This window comes from Streptomyces sp. NPDC025784 (genome assembly GCF_055558435.1).
The window spans coordinates 217,792-234,216 of sequence record NZ_JBVHMN010000013.1 but is presented as its reverse complement, the minus strand read 5'-3'; the positions used below and the strand labels follow the sequence as shown (position 1 = coordinate 234,216).

Annotated in this window: 16 protein-coding genes; 9 read left to right on the top strand and 7 right to left on the bottom strand. The window is 72.1% G+C overall.

Going from position 1 to position 16,425, the window contains the following annotated elements; all coding sequences use genetic code 11:
• Positions 1–189 precede the first annotated feature (189 nt).
• Together ACZ4IF_RS28100 and pyrE are read left to right on the top strand one after the other, a co-directional pair.
• Positions 190–978: an SAM-dependent methyltransferase gene (locus ACZ4IF_RS28100; RefSeq protein WP_467567677.1), complete on the top strand. Its 789-nt coding sequence runs from the start codon at positions 190–192 to the stop codon at positions 976–978.
• A 201-nt stretch (positions 979–1,179) separates the two neighbouring features.
• Positions 1,180–1,719 (top strand): orotate phosphoribosyltransferase, encoded by a 540-nt coding sequence (gene pyrE / locus ACZ4IF_RS28095; RefSeq protein ID WP_467567675.1) that lies wholly within the window; start codon positions 1,180–1,182, stop codon positions 1,717–1,719.
• 14 nt (positions 1,720–1,733) lie between these two features.
• On the opposite strand, the gene ACZ4IF_RS28090 is transcribed toward pyrE, so the two are convergent.
• Positions 1,734–3,092, bottom strand: coding sequence for a PucR-like N-terminal domain-containing protein (locus tag ACZ4IF_RS28090; RefSeq protein ID WP_467567673.1), 1,359 nt, complete (start codon positions 3,090–3,092; stop codon positions 1,734–1,736).
• Between the two features lie 283 nt (positions 3,093–3,375).
• On the opposite strand from ACZ4IF_RS28090, the gene ACZ4IF_RS28085 reads away from it, so the two are divergent.
• Positions 3,376–4,344, top strand: a complete 969-nt coding sequence (locus tag ACZ4IF_RS28085; RefSeq protein ID WP_467567671.1) for an esterase/lipase family protein — start codon at positions 3,376–3,378, stop codon at positions 4,342–4,344.
• Between the two features lie 134 nt (positions 4,345–4,478).
• Here the strand turns inward: ACZ4IF_RS28085 and ACZ4IF_RS28080 are convergent, their stop codons facing one another.
• From ACZ4IF_RS28080 to ACZ4IF_RS28070, 3 genes are all read right to left on the bottom strand, one after another.
• Entirely contained in the window at positions 4,479–5,645 is a 1,167-nt protein-coding gene (locus ACZ4IF_RS28080) for a S1 family peptidase (protein ID WP_467567669.1), read from the bottom strand.
• 318 nt (positions 5,646–5,963) lie between these two features.
• Positions 5,964–6,740 (bottom strand): VOC family protein, encoded by a 777-nt coding sequence (locus ACZ4IF_RS28075; protein WP_467567667.1) that lies wholly within the window; start codon positions 6,738–6,740, stop codon positions 5,964–5,966.
• Between the two features lie 123 nt (positions 6,741–6,863).
• A complete protein-coding gene (locus ACZ4IF_RS28070; protein ID WP_467567664.1) occupies positions 6,864–8,042 on the bottom strand; it encodes a PP2C family protein-serine/threonine phosphatase in 1,179 nt (392 codons plus the stop codon).
• A gap of 332 nt (positions 8,043–8,374) precedes the next feature.
• On the opposite strand from ACZ4IF_RS28070, the gene ACZ4IF_RS28065 reads away from it, so the two are divergent.
• The 3 genes from ACZ4IF_RS28065 to ACZ4IF_RS28055 all read left to right on the top strand — a co-directional run bounded on the left by ACZ4IF_RS28065 (position 8,375) and on the right by ACZ4IF_RS28055 (position 10,260).
• On the top strand, positions 8,375–8,677 hold the full coding sequence (locus ACZ4IF_RS28065) for a response regulator transcription factor (protein WP_467567662.1): 303 nt from the start codon (positions 8,375–8,377) through the stop codon (positions 8,675–8,677).
• A gap of 100 nt (positions 8,678–8,777) precedes the next feature.
• The gene (locus ACZ4IF_RS28060; RefSeq protein ID WP_467567660.1) at positions 8,778–9,365 is read left to right on the top strand and encodes an RNA polymerase sigma factor; all 588 of its coding nucleotides are present in this window, start codon (positions 8,778–8,780) and stop codon (positions 9,363–9,365) included.
• The gene (locus tag ACZ4IF_RS28055) at positions 9,355–10,260 is read left to right on the top strand and encodes an anti-sigma factor family protein (RefSeq protein WP_467567658.1); all 906 of its coding nucleotides are present in this window, start codon (positions 9,355–9,357) and stop codon (positions 10,258–10,260) included. The genes ACZ4IF_RS28060 and ACZ4IF_RS28055 overlap by 11 nt, the downstream gene beginning before the upstream one ends.
• Positions 10,261–10,411: 151 nt before the next feature.
• Here the strand turns inward: ACZ4IF_RS28055 and ACZ4IF_RS28050 are convergent, their stop codons facing one another.
• Positions 10,412–10,894 carry a hypothetical protein gene (locus ACZ4IF_RS28050; RefSeq protein ID WP_467567656.1) on the bottom strand — a complete coding sequence of 161 codons (483 nt, stop codon included), beginning with the start codon at positions 10,892–10,894 and terminating at the stop codon, positions 10,412–10,414.
• A 662-nt stretch (positions 10,895–11,556) separates the two neighbouring features.
• Between ACZ4IF_RS28050 and hemC the strand changes: the two genes are divergently transcribed.
• Entirely contained in the window at positions 11,557–12,492 is a 936-nt protein-coding gene (hemC, locus tag ACZ4IF_RS28045; protein ID WP_467567654.1) for a hydroxymethylbilane synthase, read from the top strand.
• Positions 12,493–12,630: 138 nt separating this feature from the next.
• Here hemC and ACZ4IF_RS28040 read toward each other — a convergent pair whose 3' ends face one another.
• Both ACZ4IF_RS28040 and ACZ4IF_RS28035 read right to left on the bottom strand, forming a co-directional pair.
• Positions 12,631–13,227, bottom strand: coding sequence for an ankyrin repeat domain-containing protein (locus tag ACZ4IF_RS28040; protein ID WP_467567652.1), 597 nt, complete (start codon positions 13,225–13,227; stop codon positions 12,631–12,633).
• A gap of 158 nt (positions 13,228–13,385) precedes the next feature.
• Positions 13,386–13,940, bottom strand: coding sequence for a GlcG/HbpS family heme-binding protein (locus ACZ4IF_RS28035; protein WP_467567650.1), 555 nt, complete (start codon positions 13,938–13,940; stop codon positions 13,386–13,388).
• 508 nt (positions 13,941–14,448) lie between these two features.
• On the opposite strand from ACZ4IF_RS28035, the gene ACZ4IF_RS28030 reads away from it, so the two are divergent.
• The gene (locus tag ACZ4IF_RS28030; RefSeq protein ID WP_467567781.1) at positions 14,449–15,648 is read left to right on the top strand and encodes a sensor histidine kinase; all 1,200 of its coding nucleotides are present in this window, start codon (positions 14,449–14,451) and stop codon (positions 15,646–15,648) included.
• Positions 15,645–16,295, top strand: a complete 651-nt coding sequence (locus ACZ4IF_RS28025; RefSeq protein WP_467567648.1) for a response regulator — start codon at positions 15,645–15,647, stop codon at positions 16,293–16,295. The genes ACZ4IF_RS28030 and ACZ4IF_RS28025 overlap by 4 nt, the downstream gene beginning before the upstream one ends.
• Positions 16,296–16,425 lie beyond the last annotated feature (130 nt).

Here is a 16,425-nt window from a genome sequence, read left to right as displayed (position 1 = left end):
ACCCGAAGGGCGTCGGCATCGATGCCGGTGTGCCGGTGCGTCCTTGGGGCGAGGCTTGGCTGTCGCGCCCGCCAACGGGTCGAGGTCTCGCTGTCGGGCGCGCCAACTCCCGTGCTCCGCAAGGCGACATGATGTGCGAGACTCGGTGATCGTCAGCACCCCAGGTCACCTCGCGCGACGGAGTCCGCCATGACGACCGGCACCCCCAGCCCCCAGCAGATCGACACGAGCAAGGCACACCCCGCGAGGGTGTACGACTGGCTTCTGGGCGGCAAGGACAATTACCCCGTCGACGAGGCGGTGGCCGAGAAGCTCCCGGCCGAGGCGCGCGACGCGGCCCGGCAGAACCGCGAGTTCATGCACCGGGCCGCCGCCTGGCTCGCCGGACAGGGCATCGACCAGTTCCTCGACATCGGCACGGGCATCCCCACCGAGCCCAACCTCCACCAGATAGTCCAGCGACTCACGCCGACCGCGAAGGTCGTCTACACGGACAACGACCCGATCGTGCTGCGGCACGCGGAGGCCCTGCTGGTCAGCCGCCCGGAGGGGGCCACCGACTACATCCAGGCGGACGTCCGCAAGCCGCGCGAGATACTCGAACACGCCCGGGGCGTACTCGACTTCGAGCGCCCCATCGCCCTGTCGCTGATCGCGCTGATGCACTTCATCCCCGACGACCAGGACCCGTACGACATCGTGAGCGAGCTGCTCGCCGCCCTGCCGTCCGGCAGCCACCTGGTGCTCTCCCACGCGGCGTCGGACCTCTACCCGGAGCTCGCGGAACAGGTCACCGCCGAGTACGCGAAGGGCGGTATCCGGCTCGGCTTCCGCACCCGCCCCGAGGTCGACCGGTTCTTCGACGGCCTGGACCTCGTCGACCCGGGCCTGGTGACGGCCCCGGAGTGGTTCAAGAGCATCCCGTCGCCGTCGCCCGAAGGGAGCGGCATCTACGCCGGCGTGGCGCGCGTCCGCTGAGGGTCGCCGCTCCGCGCCCATCACGACGAACGCGTACGCGTGGCCGTGAACGCGCGCACGGCCACGAACACCCGCGCACCGTGACGAGCGGGGTGCGCGGAGCGGCCGGGCCCGAGCCGTCGCGCCGTCAACAGGACGGCCAGGTCGGATGTGTTCACCCCCGGGAAGGCCCGGCGGCGAGGTCTGGGAGACTGAGACCCTGTGACCACACTCTCTGATCTTGCTCGCCGTATCCATGCCGTCTCCCACCTGACCGGGCGGTTCACTCTGCGCTCGGGCCGCACCACTGCGGAGTACTTCGACAAGTACCGCTTCGAGGGCGACCCGGTGCTCCTCGACGAGACGGCCCGCGCGATGGCCTCCCTGGTGCCGGCCGGCACGGAGGTGCTGGCCGGGCTGGAGATGGGCGGTATCCCCGTCGTGACCGCGCTGGGCCGGCACACGGGACTGCCGTGCGCGTTCGTCCGCAAGCAGGCCAAGCCGTACGGCACTTGCCGTCTCGCCGAGGGCGCGGAGGTGGTCGGGCGCAAGGTGCTGGTGGTCGAGGACGTCGTCACCAGCGGCGGACAGATCGTGCTGTCGACCGCTGACCTGCGAGCCCTGGGCGCGGAGGTCGGCGCGGCCCTGTGCGTGATCGACCGTGAGCAGGGCGGGACCGATGCCCTTGCCGCCGAGGACATCGAGCTCATCTCCCTGCTGACCGCCAGGGATCTGCGGGACGCCGTCTCCGACCGTCCGTGAGAGGGCCCGTGTTCTCAGCCGCCGTCAGGGTCCGGCGCGCCGCGGCCGAGCACGGCCCGGAGCGCGGTCTCGATCTCGAAGCGGGCGTCGGGGTCGGCGAGGGCGTCACCGAACAGACGGTGCACCTGATGGAGACGTTGCCGGGCGGTCTGGGGATGGATCCCGAGGCGCGCGGCGATCTCCGGCGCGGTGCCGTGCGGGGTCTGGAGGCAGGCCAGCAGGGTGGAGGCGAGCCGGTCGCGCTGCTTGGAGGTGAGGGACGCCAGGGGCTCGAGCCGGCGGGCGGCCATCAGCCGTACCAGGGCGGGATCCGCCAGAAGCAGCAGTTCGGTGAGGGAGGGTGCGGTGACCGGCGCGGCGCCCGGCGCCGGCGCGGCGCCCGCCTTGCGCAGGGTGCGGGCCCAGCGCAGGGAGTCCGCGGCCTGGGACGGGGGTACCGCGGGGCCGACCACGGCCCCGGTCTCCCGCAGCAGATGCTGAAGGCGCGGGTCGGCGAAGAGGAGATGCGGGGTCGGGACGACCAGACAGGGGGAGGTCCCTTCGAGGTCGGCGAGCACCGGCTCGGGCAGACGATGCCGACGGAACGCCGTCGACGGGCCGTCAGCGGACGCTGATGCGACGCGACCCGGCACCGTCATGTCCCCGGCTCCGGCCCCGTACTTCGGCGCGACGGCGGCGGGAGGCGTTCCGCGGCCGGGCTCGGGCATGGGGCCGAGCGCGACGGCGGCGACCGTGTCGGGCAGGGGCCAGTCGGCGTCGGCCGCCGCACGGCGCAGGGTCTCGAGGTCGGGACCGCTGCCGCCGGTGAGCAGGATCAGGAGCCGGTGCCGGCGGCGCCCCGCGGTCCCGGCGGCGTCCGCCTGGGCGTCCGCGTAGGCCTGGACCGAGACCGCGGCGATCTCGTCGATGTGCGTGAAGACGGCATCGGCGAGCAGGGCGACCGCCTCGGTGCCGAGGGCCAGCCGGCGGGCGACACGCGCGTACCGGCGCCAGGCGACACGCGCGCCGAGCCGGTAGGCGGCCTGGAGCGCGTCGAGGCTGCGGCCCTCGACCAGTTCTCCCCGCCCGAGCGCGCGGTAGACGGGGGTACGGGCGGCCTCCAGCGGACCGCCCGCCGCGGTCACCCGGTCGGCGAATTCCGCGAGAGCGGTCTCCACGCCCTGCTGGATCGAGGCCCCGAATTGCCCGGACAGTGGACGGGAGAACTGGGGAATCTGAGATCTGATCTCGTGAATTATTTCGGCCGCGACTGTGCGGTTCTCTTTCTGGAGTTCGGCGCCGAGGCGTCGTGGAAGAGAGACCCACGGTCCACCGTGCGGCTCCCCGCCGGTGCCGGGTCCCGCCCTGGCCGCGGCCCTCCCGGTCGTTGTCATCCTGCGGATTATGAGCCTAAGTTACCGACGGGTCAAGAGATTTGGCAAAGATCAACTAACACTGTTAGTTGATCTGTCCTCAGGGGTTTCCCGCAGCTCGTCAGCCTGGTCGTGCCTGAAGCGCGCACTTGAGTGAGTGGTTTCCCGGCCCTTGCACTTCAGAGGTGACACCGTCCTGAGTGACCGGACCAGGTATCCGCGGCGTCCGTTGCCAGCCATTCCCGCCCCTCCTACTTTCGCTTCCGACCGCACCGCAATTCCAGAACATGGGACGGTACTGGAAATGAGACGCAAGGCATTCCGCAGTGCCCTGGTCGCTGTCACCGCGGCGACCGGACTCTTCGCCGCGAGCAGCGGCACAGGCTATGCGGCAGATGATCCTCAGGACGTCGAATACAGCTTCGCCGCCGGGTTCCTGAAAGGCTTTTTCAAGGCCGGTGAGGCGCCCCCCGGCGCGAACGACTGGAACTGCCGGCCGACCGCCCGGCACCCCGAACCGGTCGTCCTGGTGCACGGCACGCTGGAGAACATGAACGACATCTGGCGCGGAGCGTCCCCGCTGCTCGCCAACAACGGTTACTGCGTCTTCGCCTTCAACCATGGCGGATCCTCTCCCACCGCCCCGGTCCAGGCCGTCGGTCACATGGCGGACAGCGCCGGCGCCCTCGCGGCGTTCGTGGACCGGGTCCGGGCGGCGACGGGTGCCGCCGAGGTGGACATCGTGGGCCACTCACAGGGCGGCGGACCCGTACCCCGCTACTACCTGAAGAACTTCCCCGGTGCCGCGGGCAAGGTCGACAAGCTCATCGGCATCAACCCTTCCAACCACGGCACCACGCTGGACGGCCTGACTGAACTCGGGCGCGCACTGCACGCGCTGGAGCCGATGAACGACCTGCTGGACGACGACTATCCAGCGCTCGTGGAGCAGGAGGTCGGCTCGGACTTCAACCGCCGGCTCGACGCGGGCGGGGACACCGTGCCCGGCGTGGACTACACAGTCGTCGCGACCAGGTTCGACGAGGTCGTCACCCCGTACACCAACGCGTATCTGACCGCCGGCCCCGGCGCGTCGGTGAAGAACATCGAAGTCCAGGACACCTGCCTCCTGGACGGCACGGACCACCTGGAGGCGCCTTACGATCCGGTCACTCTCACGCACGTCCTCAACGCGCTCGACCCGTCGCACCCCCGCAAGGTGCCGTGCCAGGTGGTTCTGCCCCTGACCGGCCCGGTCGTCCCGACGGACTGAGCTCACGGGCCCGTTCACCTGCCGACCCGGCCGTCGCCGCTGCGGGCACCGTGCGAGGCATCGAGATGGGGCCTCGCACAGTGCGGCGGGCCCTGCCGTGGAGAGCCGGCAGGGCCCGCCGCCTCGCGGGGAGGTCAGGCCGTGTGGAGCGTCAGACCGTACCGGTTGAGGATCTCGTTGACGGGCTGGAACCAGGTCTCGCCCCCGCTGGAGCAGTTGCCCCAGCCGCCGGAGGTGACCCCCTGGGCCTGGTCACCACTGATGAACGAGCCCCCGGAGTCGCCGGGTTCGGCGCAGACGTTGGTCTTGGTCATCTGATGGACCGCCCCCTGGCTGTAGTTGACGGTCTCGTTCTTGGCGAGCACCGTGCCGCAGTGCCAGTGGGAGGTCGAGCCCGAGCGGCAGATGGAGGCGCCGACGGGGGCCTCCGCCGAACCGCGCACGAGCTGGTCGGAGACCGTTCCCCAGCCGAGGACGACGGGGACCGTCCACCAGCCGCTGCCGACGTTGACCCAGGCGTAGTCGTTGTCCGGGAACGACGAGCCCTGGAAGTTGCCTATGTAGGACCTGTCCCAGCCGCTGACGCCCGCCCCGGGCTGTCCGCAGTGTCCCGCGGTGACGAACCCGCCGTACACGGAGAAGCCGATGGAGCAGCGGACGTTGCCGGTGTAGTACGGGTCGCCGCCCACCGTCCCCGCGGCGAGGGTTCGCGGGGCGCCCGCGGTCTCCTCGACGGTCACGGGGCCGGCCTTGCGCGCCTGTGCGAGGAAGCGCTGGACATCGTTGTCATCCCGCGCGCTCGGGGTGATGTTCACGATCACGGTGCCGGCCTTCGGGTCGACGTGCCAGCTGCTGACGCCCGCCGGGGCGGACAACTCGTCGACGCGCGCTTTGGTGGCGTCGAGCTGCCGCGCGGTGTGTGCCACGGTGCGGACGGTCGCTCCGGTGGCCTGTATCGCCCGTCGCGTCGCGGGGGACGCGTCGGAGGTGACGCCGACGGTCAGCCGACCGTCGGCGGCGTCGAACCAGGAGCCGCCGAAGGAGGTCTGCGCGGCGCGACGGGCCTTCGGTTCCACGGCGGTGGCGCGCTGCTCGGCGGCCAGCCGTGCGGTGGCCTCGGCCTTCGACAGGTGCAGATCCCGCTGCATGGCCGAGAGGAGAGCGGCGGAGGCGGGGGCCTCGGCCGACCGGCCGCGTATCGGGGAGTCGCTCGCCGAGGCGGGCAGGGTGCCCGTGGTGACGCAGGTGCCGAACGTGAGCAGTGCGGCGAGGCCTGCGAGCGTGGAGGTGGTGCGTCTCATGGGGGTTGCCCTTCGTCGTTCCATCTGGGTGGGGGTGGAACAGAGCTCTGAGAGCGCTCTCAGTCTGGTGCCGCGGCAGAGCCTAACGGGTGATCATGGGCAGGTCCATGCCAATGCGAAGGCCAATTGTCCCGGAGCTGACACTGTGTGATCTCCGGCCTTCGGGCGCAGGGCCGCACCGCTCATGGGCGGGACTTCTTCCGGCCCGCGCGGAACCCCGGGCAGGGCGTACGCGGCGGACCGGGCATGGGTGCGCGCCGGGCATGGGCGCGCGAACGGGTTTGCCCGGCACGTGGTCGCGCGGACGCCGCGCGGCGTTCAGCTCTGGCGCGGGTTCGGCTTCAGCACGGCGAACACCGCCTGGCTCGGGTCCGCCAGCCAGGCGATCCGCCCGACCTCCGGGACGTCCGCGGCCGGCATGAGGACCGCACCGCCGTTCTCCCGCACCGCGGCGACGGTGGCGTCGGCGTCGGCCACCGCGAAGTACGGGACCCAGCGGGCTTCCTCCTGATCCGACCCGAGCGGGGCCACGCCGCCGAAGGACCCGTCCTGCTGATCGCCGTCCCGGATGCTCAGCACCCGGTAGGTCGTACCTGGCGCCTGCATCTCCAGGGAGCGCCAGCCGAACAGCCCGTCGTAGAAGCGGATCGCGGCTTCCGGATCGCCGACGTGCAGTTCCACCCACACCAGGGTGTCGTCCTCGGACGTCGTCTCCAAGCCGCCCGTGCCGGGTTGCAGCACGGCGAACTCCGCGCCCTGGGGATCGGTGAACTGGGCGAACGACGCCTCACCCAGGTGCGCCGGCTCGACTCGCACGGTCCCGCCGCCGGCGACCACGTCACGGGCGGTGGCCTGGATGTCGTCGCTGTGGAAGTACGTCGTCCAGGCGGGTCGGGCTCCCTCCTCGGTCAGTCGCCCGAGGGCGCCGACGGTCCTGCCGCCCTTCTGGAAGAACCCGTAACCGCCCGCGTCGGGACCGGCCGACACGTACTGCCACCCGAACACCGACGCGTAGAAGGCCGCGGCCGTCTCCGTGTCCGGGCTGCCGAGGTCGATCCAGTTGGGCGAGCCGGTGCGGAAGTCGGTGCCGAGCATGTCGTGCCTCCTGCGGTGCCGGGTACGGACCTGGCCACTATGCCGCCTCGGCGGGTGCTGTCCCGCGTACCTGTCGCGATGTCCCGCGGGAGTTCACCCGGGCCGCGGCTGTGCGGGTGCGGATCACTTCTGCGGGGCCGGGCGGCCCTGGGGATGGCCGTCGTGGTGGGCCGCGAGGTGGGGGCGCTGGTGCACCGGAGTGCGCTGGATGACCAGGAGCGCGGCGTCGTCGGTGGGCCGGTGGCCGACGTGGGCGACGAGGTCCTCGTGGATGCGTTGCAGAAGGACTTCGGGGTGCCGGGTGGCGAAGGCCGCGACCCGCTCGGCCAGCGGATAGAAGGCCCCGCTCGGGGAACGGGCCTCGATGACGCCGTCGGTGTAGAGGACGAGGGTGTCTCCGGTTTCCAGCTCGAAGGGTTCGGGGTGGTGGCTGGTGGCAGGCAGTTCGCACATGCCGAGGGGCGGCACCGGGCTGCGCGCGTGCAGCACCGTGACCTCTCCGTCCTGGAGCAACAGGGGAGGCGGATGACCGCAGTTGATCAGCATCGGCTGGGGGCCGTCGTCGGGGATGTCGAGGACGAGAGCGGTGATGAAGTGCTCGCCGGGGTCGAGCGCGTTGTCGGCGACTTCGTCCATGCCCCGGCAGACGCTCACTTCGAGCGCGGAGGTCAGTTCGGGCAGGCTCGCATAGCGGTGGGCGCCTTCGCGGAAGGCGCCCAGCAGCACGGATGCCTCGGCGATGGAGGCGAGGCCCTTGCCGCGGACGTCGCCGATGATGACGCGGGTGGAGGAGCCGGCGGCGCGAGTGACCGCGAAGAGGTCGCCGCCGATGCGCGCTTCGTCCTCGGCCGCGAGGTACAGCCACGCCACGCGCAGGGGGCCGACGCGGCGGGGCGGTGGCCGCAGGAGGACGCGTTGCGCGGTCTCGGCCACCGATCGTGCCCGGCTCAGCTGCCGAGCGCGGCGCTCGCGCAGGAAGCAGACGAAGACGACCAGGGCGGAGAGCGCGGTCAGGGCGATGATCTGCGCGATGTGGTTCGCCGTCATCAGGCCTCCGTGGAGGGTGGCGATGACGATCTGCGCGATCACCGCGAGTGCTCCGACGAGGGCGGTGACTTTCGGTCCGGCGAGCGAGGCGGTGAGGGCCGGCGCGATGACCAGCAGCGGACCGAGGTGGATGTCGGTGGGGGAGTGGACGTCCACGACCGTGATGACCACGATCAGCGCGAGGGGAATCAACACCCACCCGCGGCCCGGCGGCTGATCGGCGAGGTGGTCCACTGACACGCGCCGGATGTCCACACGCCCATTTTGCCCCGAATTCACCGGACTGTCGCCTGTCGTCAAGGCGGGCGGCGTCTGCGGCGGGGGTGGTCGCGCGCCCGGAACGGTGTGGTGTGCGCGAGGGTGGCCGGCTCCCGGGGGGCTCTGGCGGCGACGGTACGGCGAGGTGGTGCCGGGTGGCCGGATGTGGCCTGTGACACGCCCGTGACAGTCGGCGGACGTGGTGATGACGTCACCGAGTCAGTCTTTTTGAACCAGGGCAAAACGTCCTAATCGGGCATTTGCCCACTGCTTCCGAGGGTGTGGGCAGTGACGACCCATCCGACCCGTCGACAGAAAAGGAAGACCTCATGAGCCCCGCCCTCACCGCCCCGATCTCCACCCCGACCGCCTCGACCACCCCGTCCGCCGAGGCCTCGGCCCCCGGCACCCAGGCCCCCGCCGCGGCCTCCGAGGCCGACGCCCCCGCGCTGGCCCCGCGCGAACGCGAGACCCTGCGACATATCGCCGCCGGCTGCACCTACCTGCAGGCGGCACGCCAGATGGGACTGTCCAAGCACACGGTCGACGCCTACCTGCGCCGGATCCGCACCAAGCTCAACATCACCACCACCGCCGAGATGACCCGACTCGCCATCTCCCTCGGCCTGTGACGGATGCGGGGCGGAGTCGCGGAGAGAGAATCGGAACATGGCCTTCCGTTTTCGTGGCGGACGGGCAATCCCCAGGCGTGGGCGGACCGTATATACGGATGTGACGAGATTCAGGTTCCCGGTCGGCCGTCTTCCGGACGAAGCACTGTTGTCCGGGCTGGCCGACGGTGATCCGGAGCTCGCGGTCACCTTCGTCCGAAGGTTCCAGCACACGGTCTTCGGTGTCGCCATCGCCGTCACGGGTGATCCGCAGCTCGCCGAGGACATCGCTCAGCAGACGTTCGAGCGGGCGTGGCGCCACGCGCAGATCTACGACGCGCGTCGCGGTTCGGTGAAGACCTGGCTGACGGCCATCGCGCACAACCTCGCCATCGACGCCGTCCGGTCGCGACGGCTGGAGCCGGTGGCGCCCGAGGATCTCGAAGCGATCCTCGACGTGGTCAGCGACACTCCGGAGCAGCACGCGCTGGCCGACGAGGCCTCCGCCCGGCTGCGGGCGGCCGTCGCGCAACTGCCGCCCGAGCAGGGCCGTGCCCTGGTGATGGCGGGCATCTACGGCATGACCGCCCAGCAGGTCGCCGACTCGGAGAAGATCCCGCTGGGCACCGCGAAGACGCGCATCAGGACAGCGATGGGCAAGCTGCGCACGACGCTTGCGTCTCCGAAACGAGGCGACCATGTCCAGTGAAATGACCTGCGAGAAGGTGCGGGAGGTCGGCGCCGAACTGGCGCTCGGCGTGCTGCCCGGCCGGGAGCGGGCCGGCGCGGTCGCCCATCTCGACGAGTGCGCGGGCTGCCGCGAGTATGTCGAGCAGCTCACCCTCGTGGGGGACGGCCTCATCGGGCTGCTGCCGGGCAGCGAACCCCCGGTCGGTTTCGAGGCCCGGGTGGCGCAGTCGCTGACGCAGGAGAAGCCCGTGCGCGAGGCTCGCGGGCACGGGGCCCACGTGCGCGGGCCGACGGCACGCGAGACGGCGCACGAGACGTCCGTGCATGGGACGTCCGTACCTGAGACGTCCGTGCGCGAGAGGCATCCGCGTCCCGGCGACTACTCGGCCCGGCCAGGGGGCAGGCGCGGACGGATGAGGCCTCGGGTCGCCGCCGTCGCGGCCGCGGTCCTCGTCGCGGTCGGTTTCGGCGGCTGGGCCGCCGGTACGGCCATCCAGAACGTCGTGGCCGGACCCGCCGCCACGTCCGCCGGCACCGACAAGGAAATGCTCTCCGGCGACCTGATCTCGACGGTCGCCCAGAACAAGCCGAGCGGCGAGGTCTACGCACACACCGACCCCGAGGGATGGGTCTACATGACCGTCGACCTCGCCGAGGCGGGCAACCCCTTCAGTGGCAAGATCGTCTGCCTGTTGGAGCACAAGGACGGCAGCACGGTTCGCGTGGGCACCTTCACCTTGCGCGACGGCCGTGGATCCTGGGGGAGCCAGGCCCGGGTCGACCCCTCGGCGGTCTCCGGCGCCCGGGTCGCGACGCCCGACGGCACCGTGCTCGCGTCCGCACGCCTGGGCCCCGGCGACGTGGGGGGCGACCAGGAGTCATCCGCGGGCTCCGTAGCGAGCCACCTGGAGTGATCCGTGTGATCTGCGTGATCGGCGTGATCCTCGGGTTCTGCCGGTCGGCACACGGTGGAGCGGACCGCCTCCCCCGGTCACCGGTCCGCTCGTCCTGCGTTCGCCGGTCGTGGTCACATCTCTTCCCGCTCCAGGTTCGTCGGGAAGGCCCTCACACGTGTTTCGACAGGTCTCGCCCGGCGCCCGAGAGGTCTCGTCCGGCCGGTGCCGGCTCGTGGGTCGTCCTGCGCGGCAGCCCGGGCACGGCACCGTGTGCGGCCCTGTCGCCGAGCCAGACGAGGAAGGTCAGCACGAAGAGTCCCTCGACGAGCACGGACAGGGGGCCGTAGGGCGGTTCCCAACCGGGCTCGGCATAGCCACCCGGCAGGCCGACGGTGCGCGACAGCACGAATCCGACGATCATGCCGAGGCTGACGAGGGCCCCGGTCAGCCAGGCGATCAGCGCTCGCTTCATCAGGATCAGTGCCACGGCCACGCCGAGCATGACGGCACTGCCCACGGCGAACAGGACGCCGATGTAGAACATCTCCTCCAGGTGGTCGGGGACGAGGACCGTGTGCAGCACCGTGTTGGCGACGGCACAGCACACGCCCAGCCCCCGCAAGGCCGCTTCGGCAGCGTTGTGGGACGTCATGGCGACTCCAGGTGTTCATGGGCACGGAGGGCCCACGGGGGAAAGGCGTCCCGGCCGGGTGATCGCCGCGCGGTGCGGTGCGGTGCGGACCGGAGCGCGGCACGGGCCGGATCGCGGGCGGGCACCGGCCGGCCGGGACGCATCCGCGCGCCGGGCGCCGCCCTGGGACACCCCGCGCCGGTCACCACGCGGAGCCCGGCGTCGCGGAGCTGTCGTCTCGGAGGGATCGCCTCCTGTCAATGCATACGGACAACGGCCCCGCAGGGATTGCGCGATCCGGCCGCCGCCCCGACCGGGAGGCGACCGGATCACCCTGGATGCGGCGGCCGCCGACGCGCTCCACGCCGTGTCCACCGGGGCCGCCCGGATCCGACGGCGGGGCGCACACGGATCACGACCACCTGGCATCCGGGTCCGGACGGCCCGGAGTACTTCTTTCGGGCGCCGGGATTCCGCCCGGCCGGAGACTCGGCGACGACCGGACGGTGAGAGTTCTGGAACCGGCCCGAAGCCGGACCTGCCCGCAGCCGCGGACCGCCCCTTCGCACGGCCGTCCCCCTTCTCGTACATGCGTCCGGCGCCTCAATGTGCGTTTCCCGCCTCCGAGATGAGCCTTCGGGGTTGCTGCTCGAAGCCGGCGGGCGATTGGCTATCGTGACGGCATGTCCGCCCCTGAACTGATCCGCATCGTCTCCCGCGACTCGCCCATGGCCCTGGCACAGGTGGAACGCGTGCGCGCCGAACTGGCCGTGCTCCACCCCGGGATCCGCACCGAGGTCGTGCCGGTGAAGACCACCGGCGACAAGTGGATGGGGGATCTCGCCCAGGTCGAGGGGAAGGGCGCGTTCACCAAGGAAGTCGACGCCGCGCTGCTGGACGGACAGGCGGACCTCGCGGTGCACTGCGTCAAGGACGTACCCGCCGACCGCCCGCTCCCGGCAGGCACGGTCTTCGCCGCGTTCCTCCGGCGCGACGACATCCGCGACGCACTCGTGCACCCGGACGGCCTCACCCTCGACGAACTGCCCGCCGGCACCCGTGTCGGCACCTCGTCGGTACGGCGCGTGGCCCAACTCGCCGCGTCCTACCCCCACCTGGAGTGCGTCCCGATGCGCGGCAACGCCAACCGCCGCCTGGACAAGCTCGCCGCGGGCGACGCCGACGCCCTCCTGCTGGCCGTCTCCGGACTCGAACGCATCGACCGTCAGGACGTGATCACCGAGATCCTCCCGACCGACGTGATGATGCCCCCGATCGGTGCCGGGATCCTCGCCCTCCAGTGCCGGGAGGGCGACACCGAACTGATCGACACCGTCAGCGCCCTCGGCCACCCCGACACACACCGGGAGGCAACCGCGGAGCGGATGTTCCTCCATGTGCTCCAGGGACACTGCAACTCGCCCATCGCCGGGTACGCCAAGGCCGAGCGCAACGGCGATCTGTCCCTGCGCGCCTGCGTGTTCACCCCCGACGGCAAGACCGTCCTCAACGCCCACGAATGGGCCGGGCCCCTCGACCCGGCCACGCTCGGCACCGCGGTCGCCGTCGCCCTGCTCCGCCAGGGTGCCCGCGACCTCATCGACTCCATCGCCCACTGAACCGACCCCTTCGCCCACCGGTCCGACTCCGTCGCCCACGGGTCCGACGCGGCGCGAGGCCGGTGCGAGAGCGTCCGGCGGGCGCCGGACCGCCCGGCGTGGCGTTCCGCCCGCCGCGCCGCGCGGGTCGGCGTGCCGCTACCCCAGGTGCCTCAACAGACCGGCGATCTCACTGAATCCGCGTCGCTCGGCGTGTTCCAGGGCGGTCACGCCGTCACCGTCGGGCAGGTCCGGTGTGGCGCCCGCCGTGACGAGCAGCTCCACGATCTCCTGGTGCGCGCGCCCACCGTCGCCGAGGATCACGGCTTCCAACAGGGCCGTCCAGCCGAGGCGGTTGACGTGGTCGGCGTCGATGTCGGTCTCCCGCAGGACGGCTCGTACGTAGTCCACGTGGCCGCGTTCCGCCGCGGGGATGAGGGCGATGCCGCCGAAGCGGTACCGCAGTTTCAGGTCCGGGCCCGCCGGGAGCAGGGCGCGCATCATGCCGACGCTGCCGGTCACCCCGGTGACCAGCCAAGGGCTGTCGTCACGGTCGTCCTGGGCGTTCGGGTCCGCGCCCGCCGCGACGAGCACCTCCGCGGCGGTGACGTGGTCGCCGAGCGCGGCGAGGAGGAGTGGAGTACGGCGGTGTTCGTCGCGGGCCTCGGGGTCGGCGCCCGCGGCCAGTGCGGCCCGCACGGCGCCGGCGTCGCCCTCCCCGGCGGCGTCGAGCAGAGCGCGTTGCTGCGTGTTCATGGTGGCTGTGCTCCTTTGCTTGCAGCTGCGGGCGGGCCGGCAGGGTCCACGGATCCCTTCGGGCGAGCCGCCCGGGTCACGCGGACCCTGCGGCGCGAGCCGGCACGGGCTCGTGCCGCAGGCGTCATCATGCGTCGGCGGGCGGCTCGGTCACCGGATCAGTGACCCAGTGCCGCCGCGCCCGCCGCCGCGAACTTCTCGTCCAGGTCGCCGGAGGGCGCACCGGCGACACCGATCCCGGCGACCGGGGCACCCTTGGCGGCCACGGGCACGCCACCCCCGAGGAACAGGGTGCCGGGGATGTCCTTCAGGTTCGGAGCCTGCTCAAGACGCTTGGCGAGCTCGGACGTGGGCGCGTTCCAGGAGACGGCCGTGTACGCCTTGCGCTGCGCGGACTCGTACGACTGCGGGCCCGCGCCGTCGCCGCGCAGGGTGACGACGGTGTTGCCGTTGCGGTCGACGACCGCGACGGTGATCTTCTGGTTCTCCCCCTCGGCGGCGTCGAGCGCGGCCTGCGCGGCCTTGGTGGCGGCGTCGACCGTGAGGTGGGTCGACGTGGTGGTGCTGCCGCTCTTCACGTTCGCCACGGGAGCGGCCGCGGGGGAGGCGGGCGCCGAGGCGTTCGCGGAGACCGTGCCGAACGTGCCGGCGGCGACCGCCGCGATCACGGCACCGCCGGTGGCGATGCGGGCACGGCGGGAGAGCTTCTTCATGAGGTCGACTCCTGATGTCGGAGGGCAATCACTTCTTCCGCTCTCCAGCCTGGTGCCGTACGCGGTCCGGTCCGGTCGGCGTTCCGGCTGGTGACCGGCCGCCGACCGTCCGACGGCCGGGTCAGCCGATCGGATGACCCCGGGGTCGCCGAGACTGGTGACAATGGGAGTGTTTGACCTGGCAGGAGCGCTGGAGGAGGTGGATGACGTGGACCCGGAGGCGGACCGCGGGGACGACACCGGCGCGGGCGATGACCCGTCGCGCGCCGCGTCATCGCGCACTGACCGACGGCGGACGCAGTCCACGCGGTCGGGCCGGGACGACGCGTCCTCCGCACGGACGGGCCGGGACTCGGCGTCCTCCATGCGCGCGGGGGCCCGCGATCACGCGTCCTCCGAGCGGGCGGGCCGGCATCACGCGGCGTACGCGCGAACAGGCCGGGACCATGGGGCGTACGCGCACCCGGACCCGACGTACGCCGCGGACGGCCCCTGGTTCGGCGCCGTGATGCACGTGGCGTTCTTCCTGCTGCTCGGCGGCGCGCTCGCCCGGTTCCTGGTGCGCCACCCCGGAGAGCCCCGTACCCCGTGGATCATCGCGCTGTCCGTCGCCCTGGCCCTGCTCTACGCGATCCCGTCCTCCGGAACCGCCGTGACGCAGGGGCGCTGGGCGCCGCTGGGCCGGGACGCCGGCCCGGGCGGCGAGGGCGCGCGGCCCACCGCACTGGGGCTCGGCCGGCTCGCCGTGGTCGTCGCGGTGTGGATGGTCCTCGTGGTGCTCGCGCCCAGCTTCGCCTGGTGCGCGGTGCCGCTCTTCTACTCCGGGCTGCGCATGCTGCCGACCCGGGCCGCACTCGTGCTGGTCGCCGTGCTCACGGCGTTCGTCGTCGCCGCGCAGCTCCGTCTCGCGGGCCGCTTCGATCCGAACCTGCTGCTCGCGCCGCCCGCCGTCGCCGCGATCGCGACCGCCGTCTTCCTCCAGATGGAGCGGCAGACCGCGCGCCAGCGCGCCCTCATCGACGATCTGATCCGCACCCGCCGTGAACTGGCCGCGTCCGAACGCAGAGGAGGGACCCTCGCCGAGCGGCAGAGGCTGTCGATGGAGATCCACGACACGCTCGCCCAAGGGCTGTCGAGCCAGCAGATGCTGCTCCAGGCCGCCGACCGTCTCTGGGAGTCGGACCCGGCGAGGGCACGCGCGCACGTGCGGACGGCCGAGGCCGTCACCCAGCACAACCTCGACGAGGCGCGCCGCGTCGTGCACGACCTGGCCCCGGCCGACCTCGCCCGCGGCCGCGGCCTCGACGACGCGCTGCGCGCGCTGGCCGCCCGTGAGTCCGGTGAGCGGCTCACCGTCCGCGTCCACGTGGACGACGGCAGTCGCGCGCCCCGCCTTCCGGAGCGGGTCCGGTCCGCCCTGCTGCGCATCGCCCAGGGCGCCCTGGCCAACGTACGGGAGCACTCCGGTGCGCGTACGGCCACGCTCACCCTCACGCTCCTGGAGGACCAGGTCGTCCTCGACGTCGCCGACGACGGTCACGGCTTCGCACCCGAGGACGGGTCCGTGTCCGCACCCGGCGTCCGGGGCCACGGGCTGCCCGCGATGCGTGCGCGGGCCGGCCAGCTCGGTGGCACCCTCACCGTCGAATCCGCCCCCGGCGAGGGCACCGTCCTGTCCGTCGCGATCCCCCTGGAGCCGCCCCGATGAACGGCGCACACGACGTGTCCCGCCCCGTCCGCATCCTGCTCTGCGACGACCACGCCGTCGTACGGGCCGGTCTGCTCGCCCTGCTCGGCAGCGCCCCGGACATCGAGGTCGTCGGCGAGGCGGGCACGGGTGAGGAGGCGCTCGCCCTGACGACGAAGCTCGATCCGGACGTGGTGCTGATGGACCTCCAGCTCGGCGACGGTATCGACGGGGTCGAGACCACCCGTCGCCTCACGGCCGCTCCCGGCGACCGCCCGCACGTCCTCGTCCTCACCACGTACGACACCGACGCCGACATCACCCGCGCCATCGAGGCGGGCGCGACGGGCTATCTGCTGAAGGCCGAGCGACCGGAGGAACTGTTCGCCGCCATCCACGCCGCCGCGCAGGGCCGTACGACGCTCTCGGCTCCGGTCGCCAGTCGGGTGATGGCCAACATGCGCAGCCCGCGCCCCACCCTCACCGACCGTGAGCGGGACATCCTCACGCAACTCGCGCAGGGCCTCGGCAACCGGGAGATCGCGAAGGCCCTCTTCATCAGCGAGGCGACGGTGAAGACGCACCTCGGCCGGATCTACGACAAGCTCGGCGTCGACACGCGGGCCGGTGCCGTGGCCGTGGCGAAGGAACAACGACTGCTGCCCTGAGGCCGTCAACGGTGGCCTGCCGACGGCGAGGCTTCAAGCCGCGTCACGTGACCGGGCCCAGGCCGTCGCGGGGCCGGAGGCCGGGCCGTCACGGGGGTCGGGTCCCGGGCCGTCGGTCCCGGACAATAGG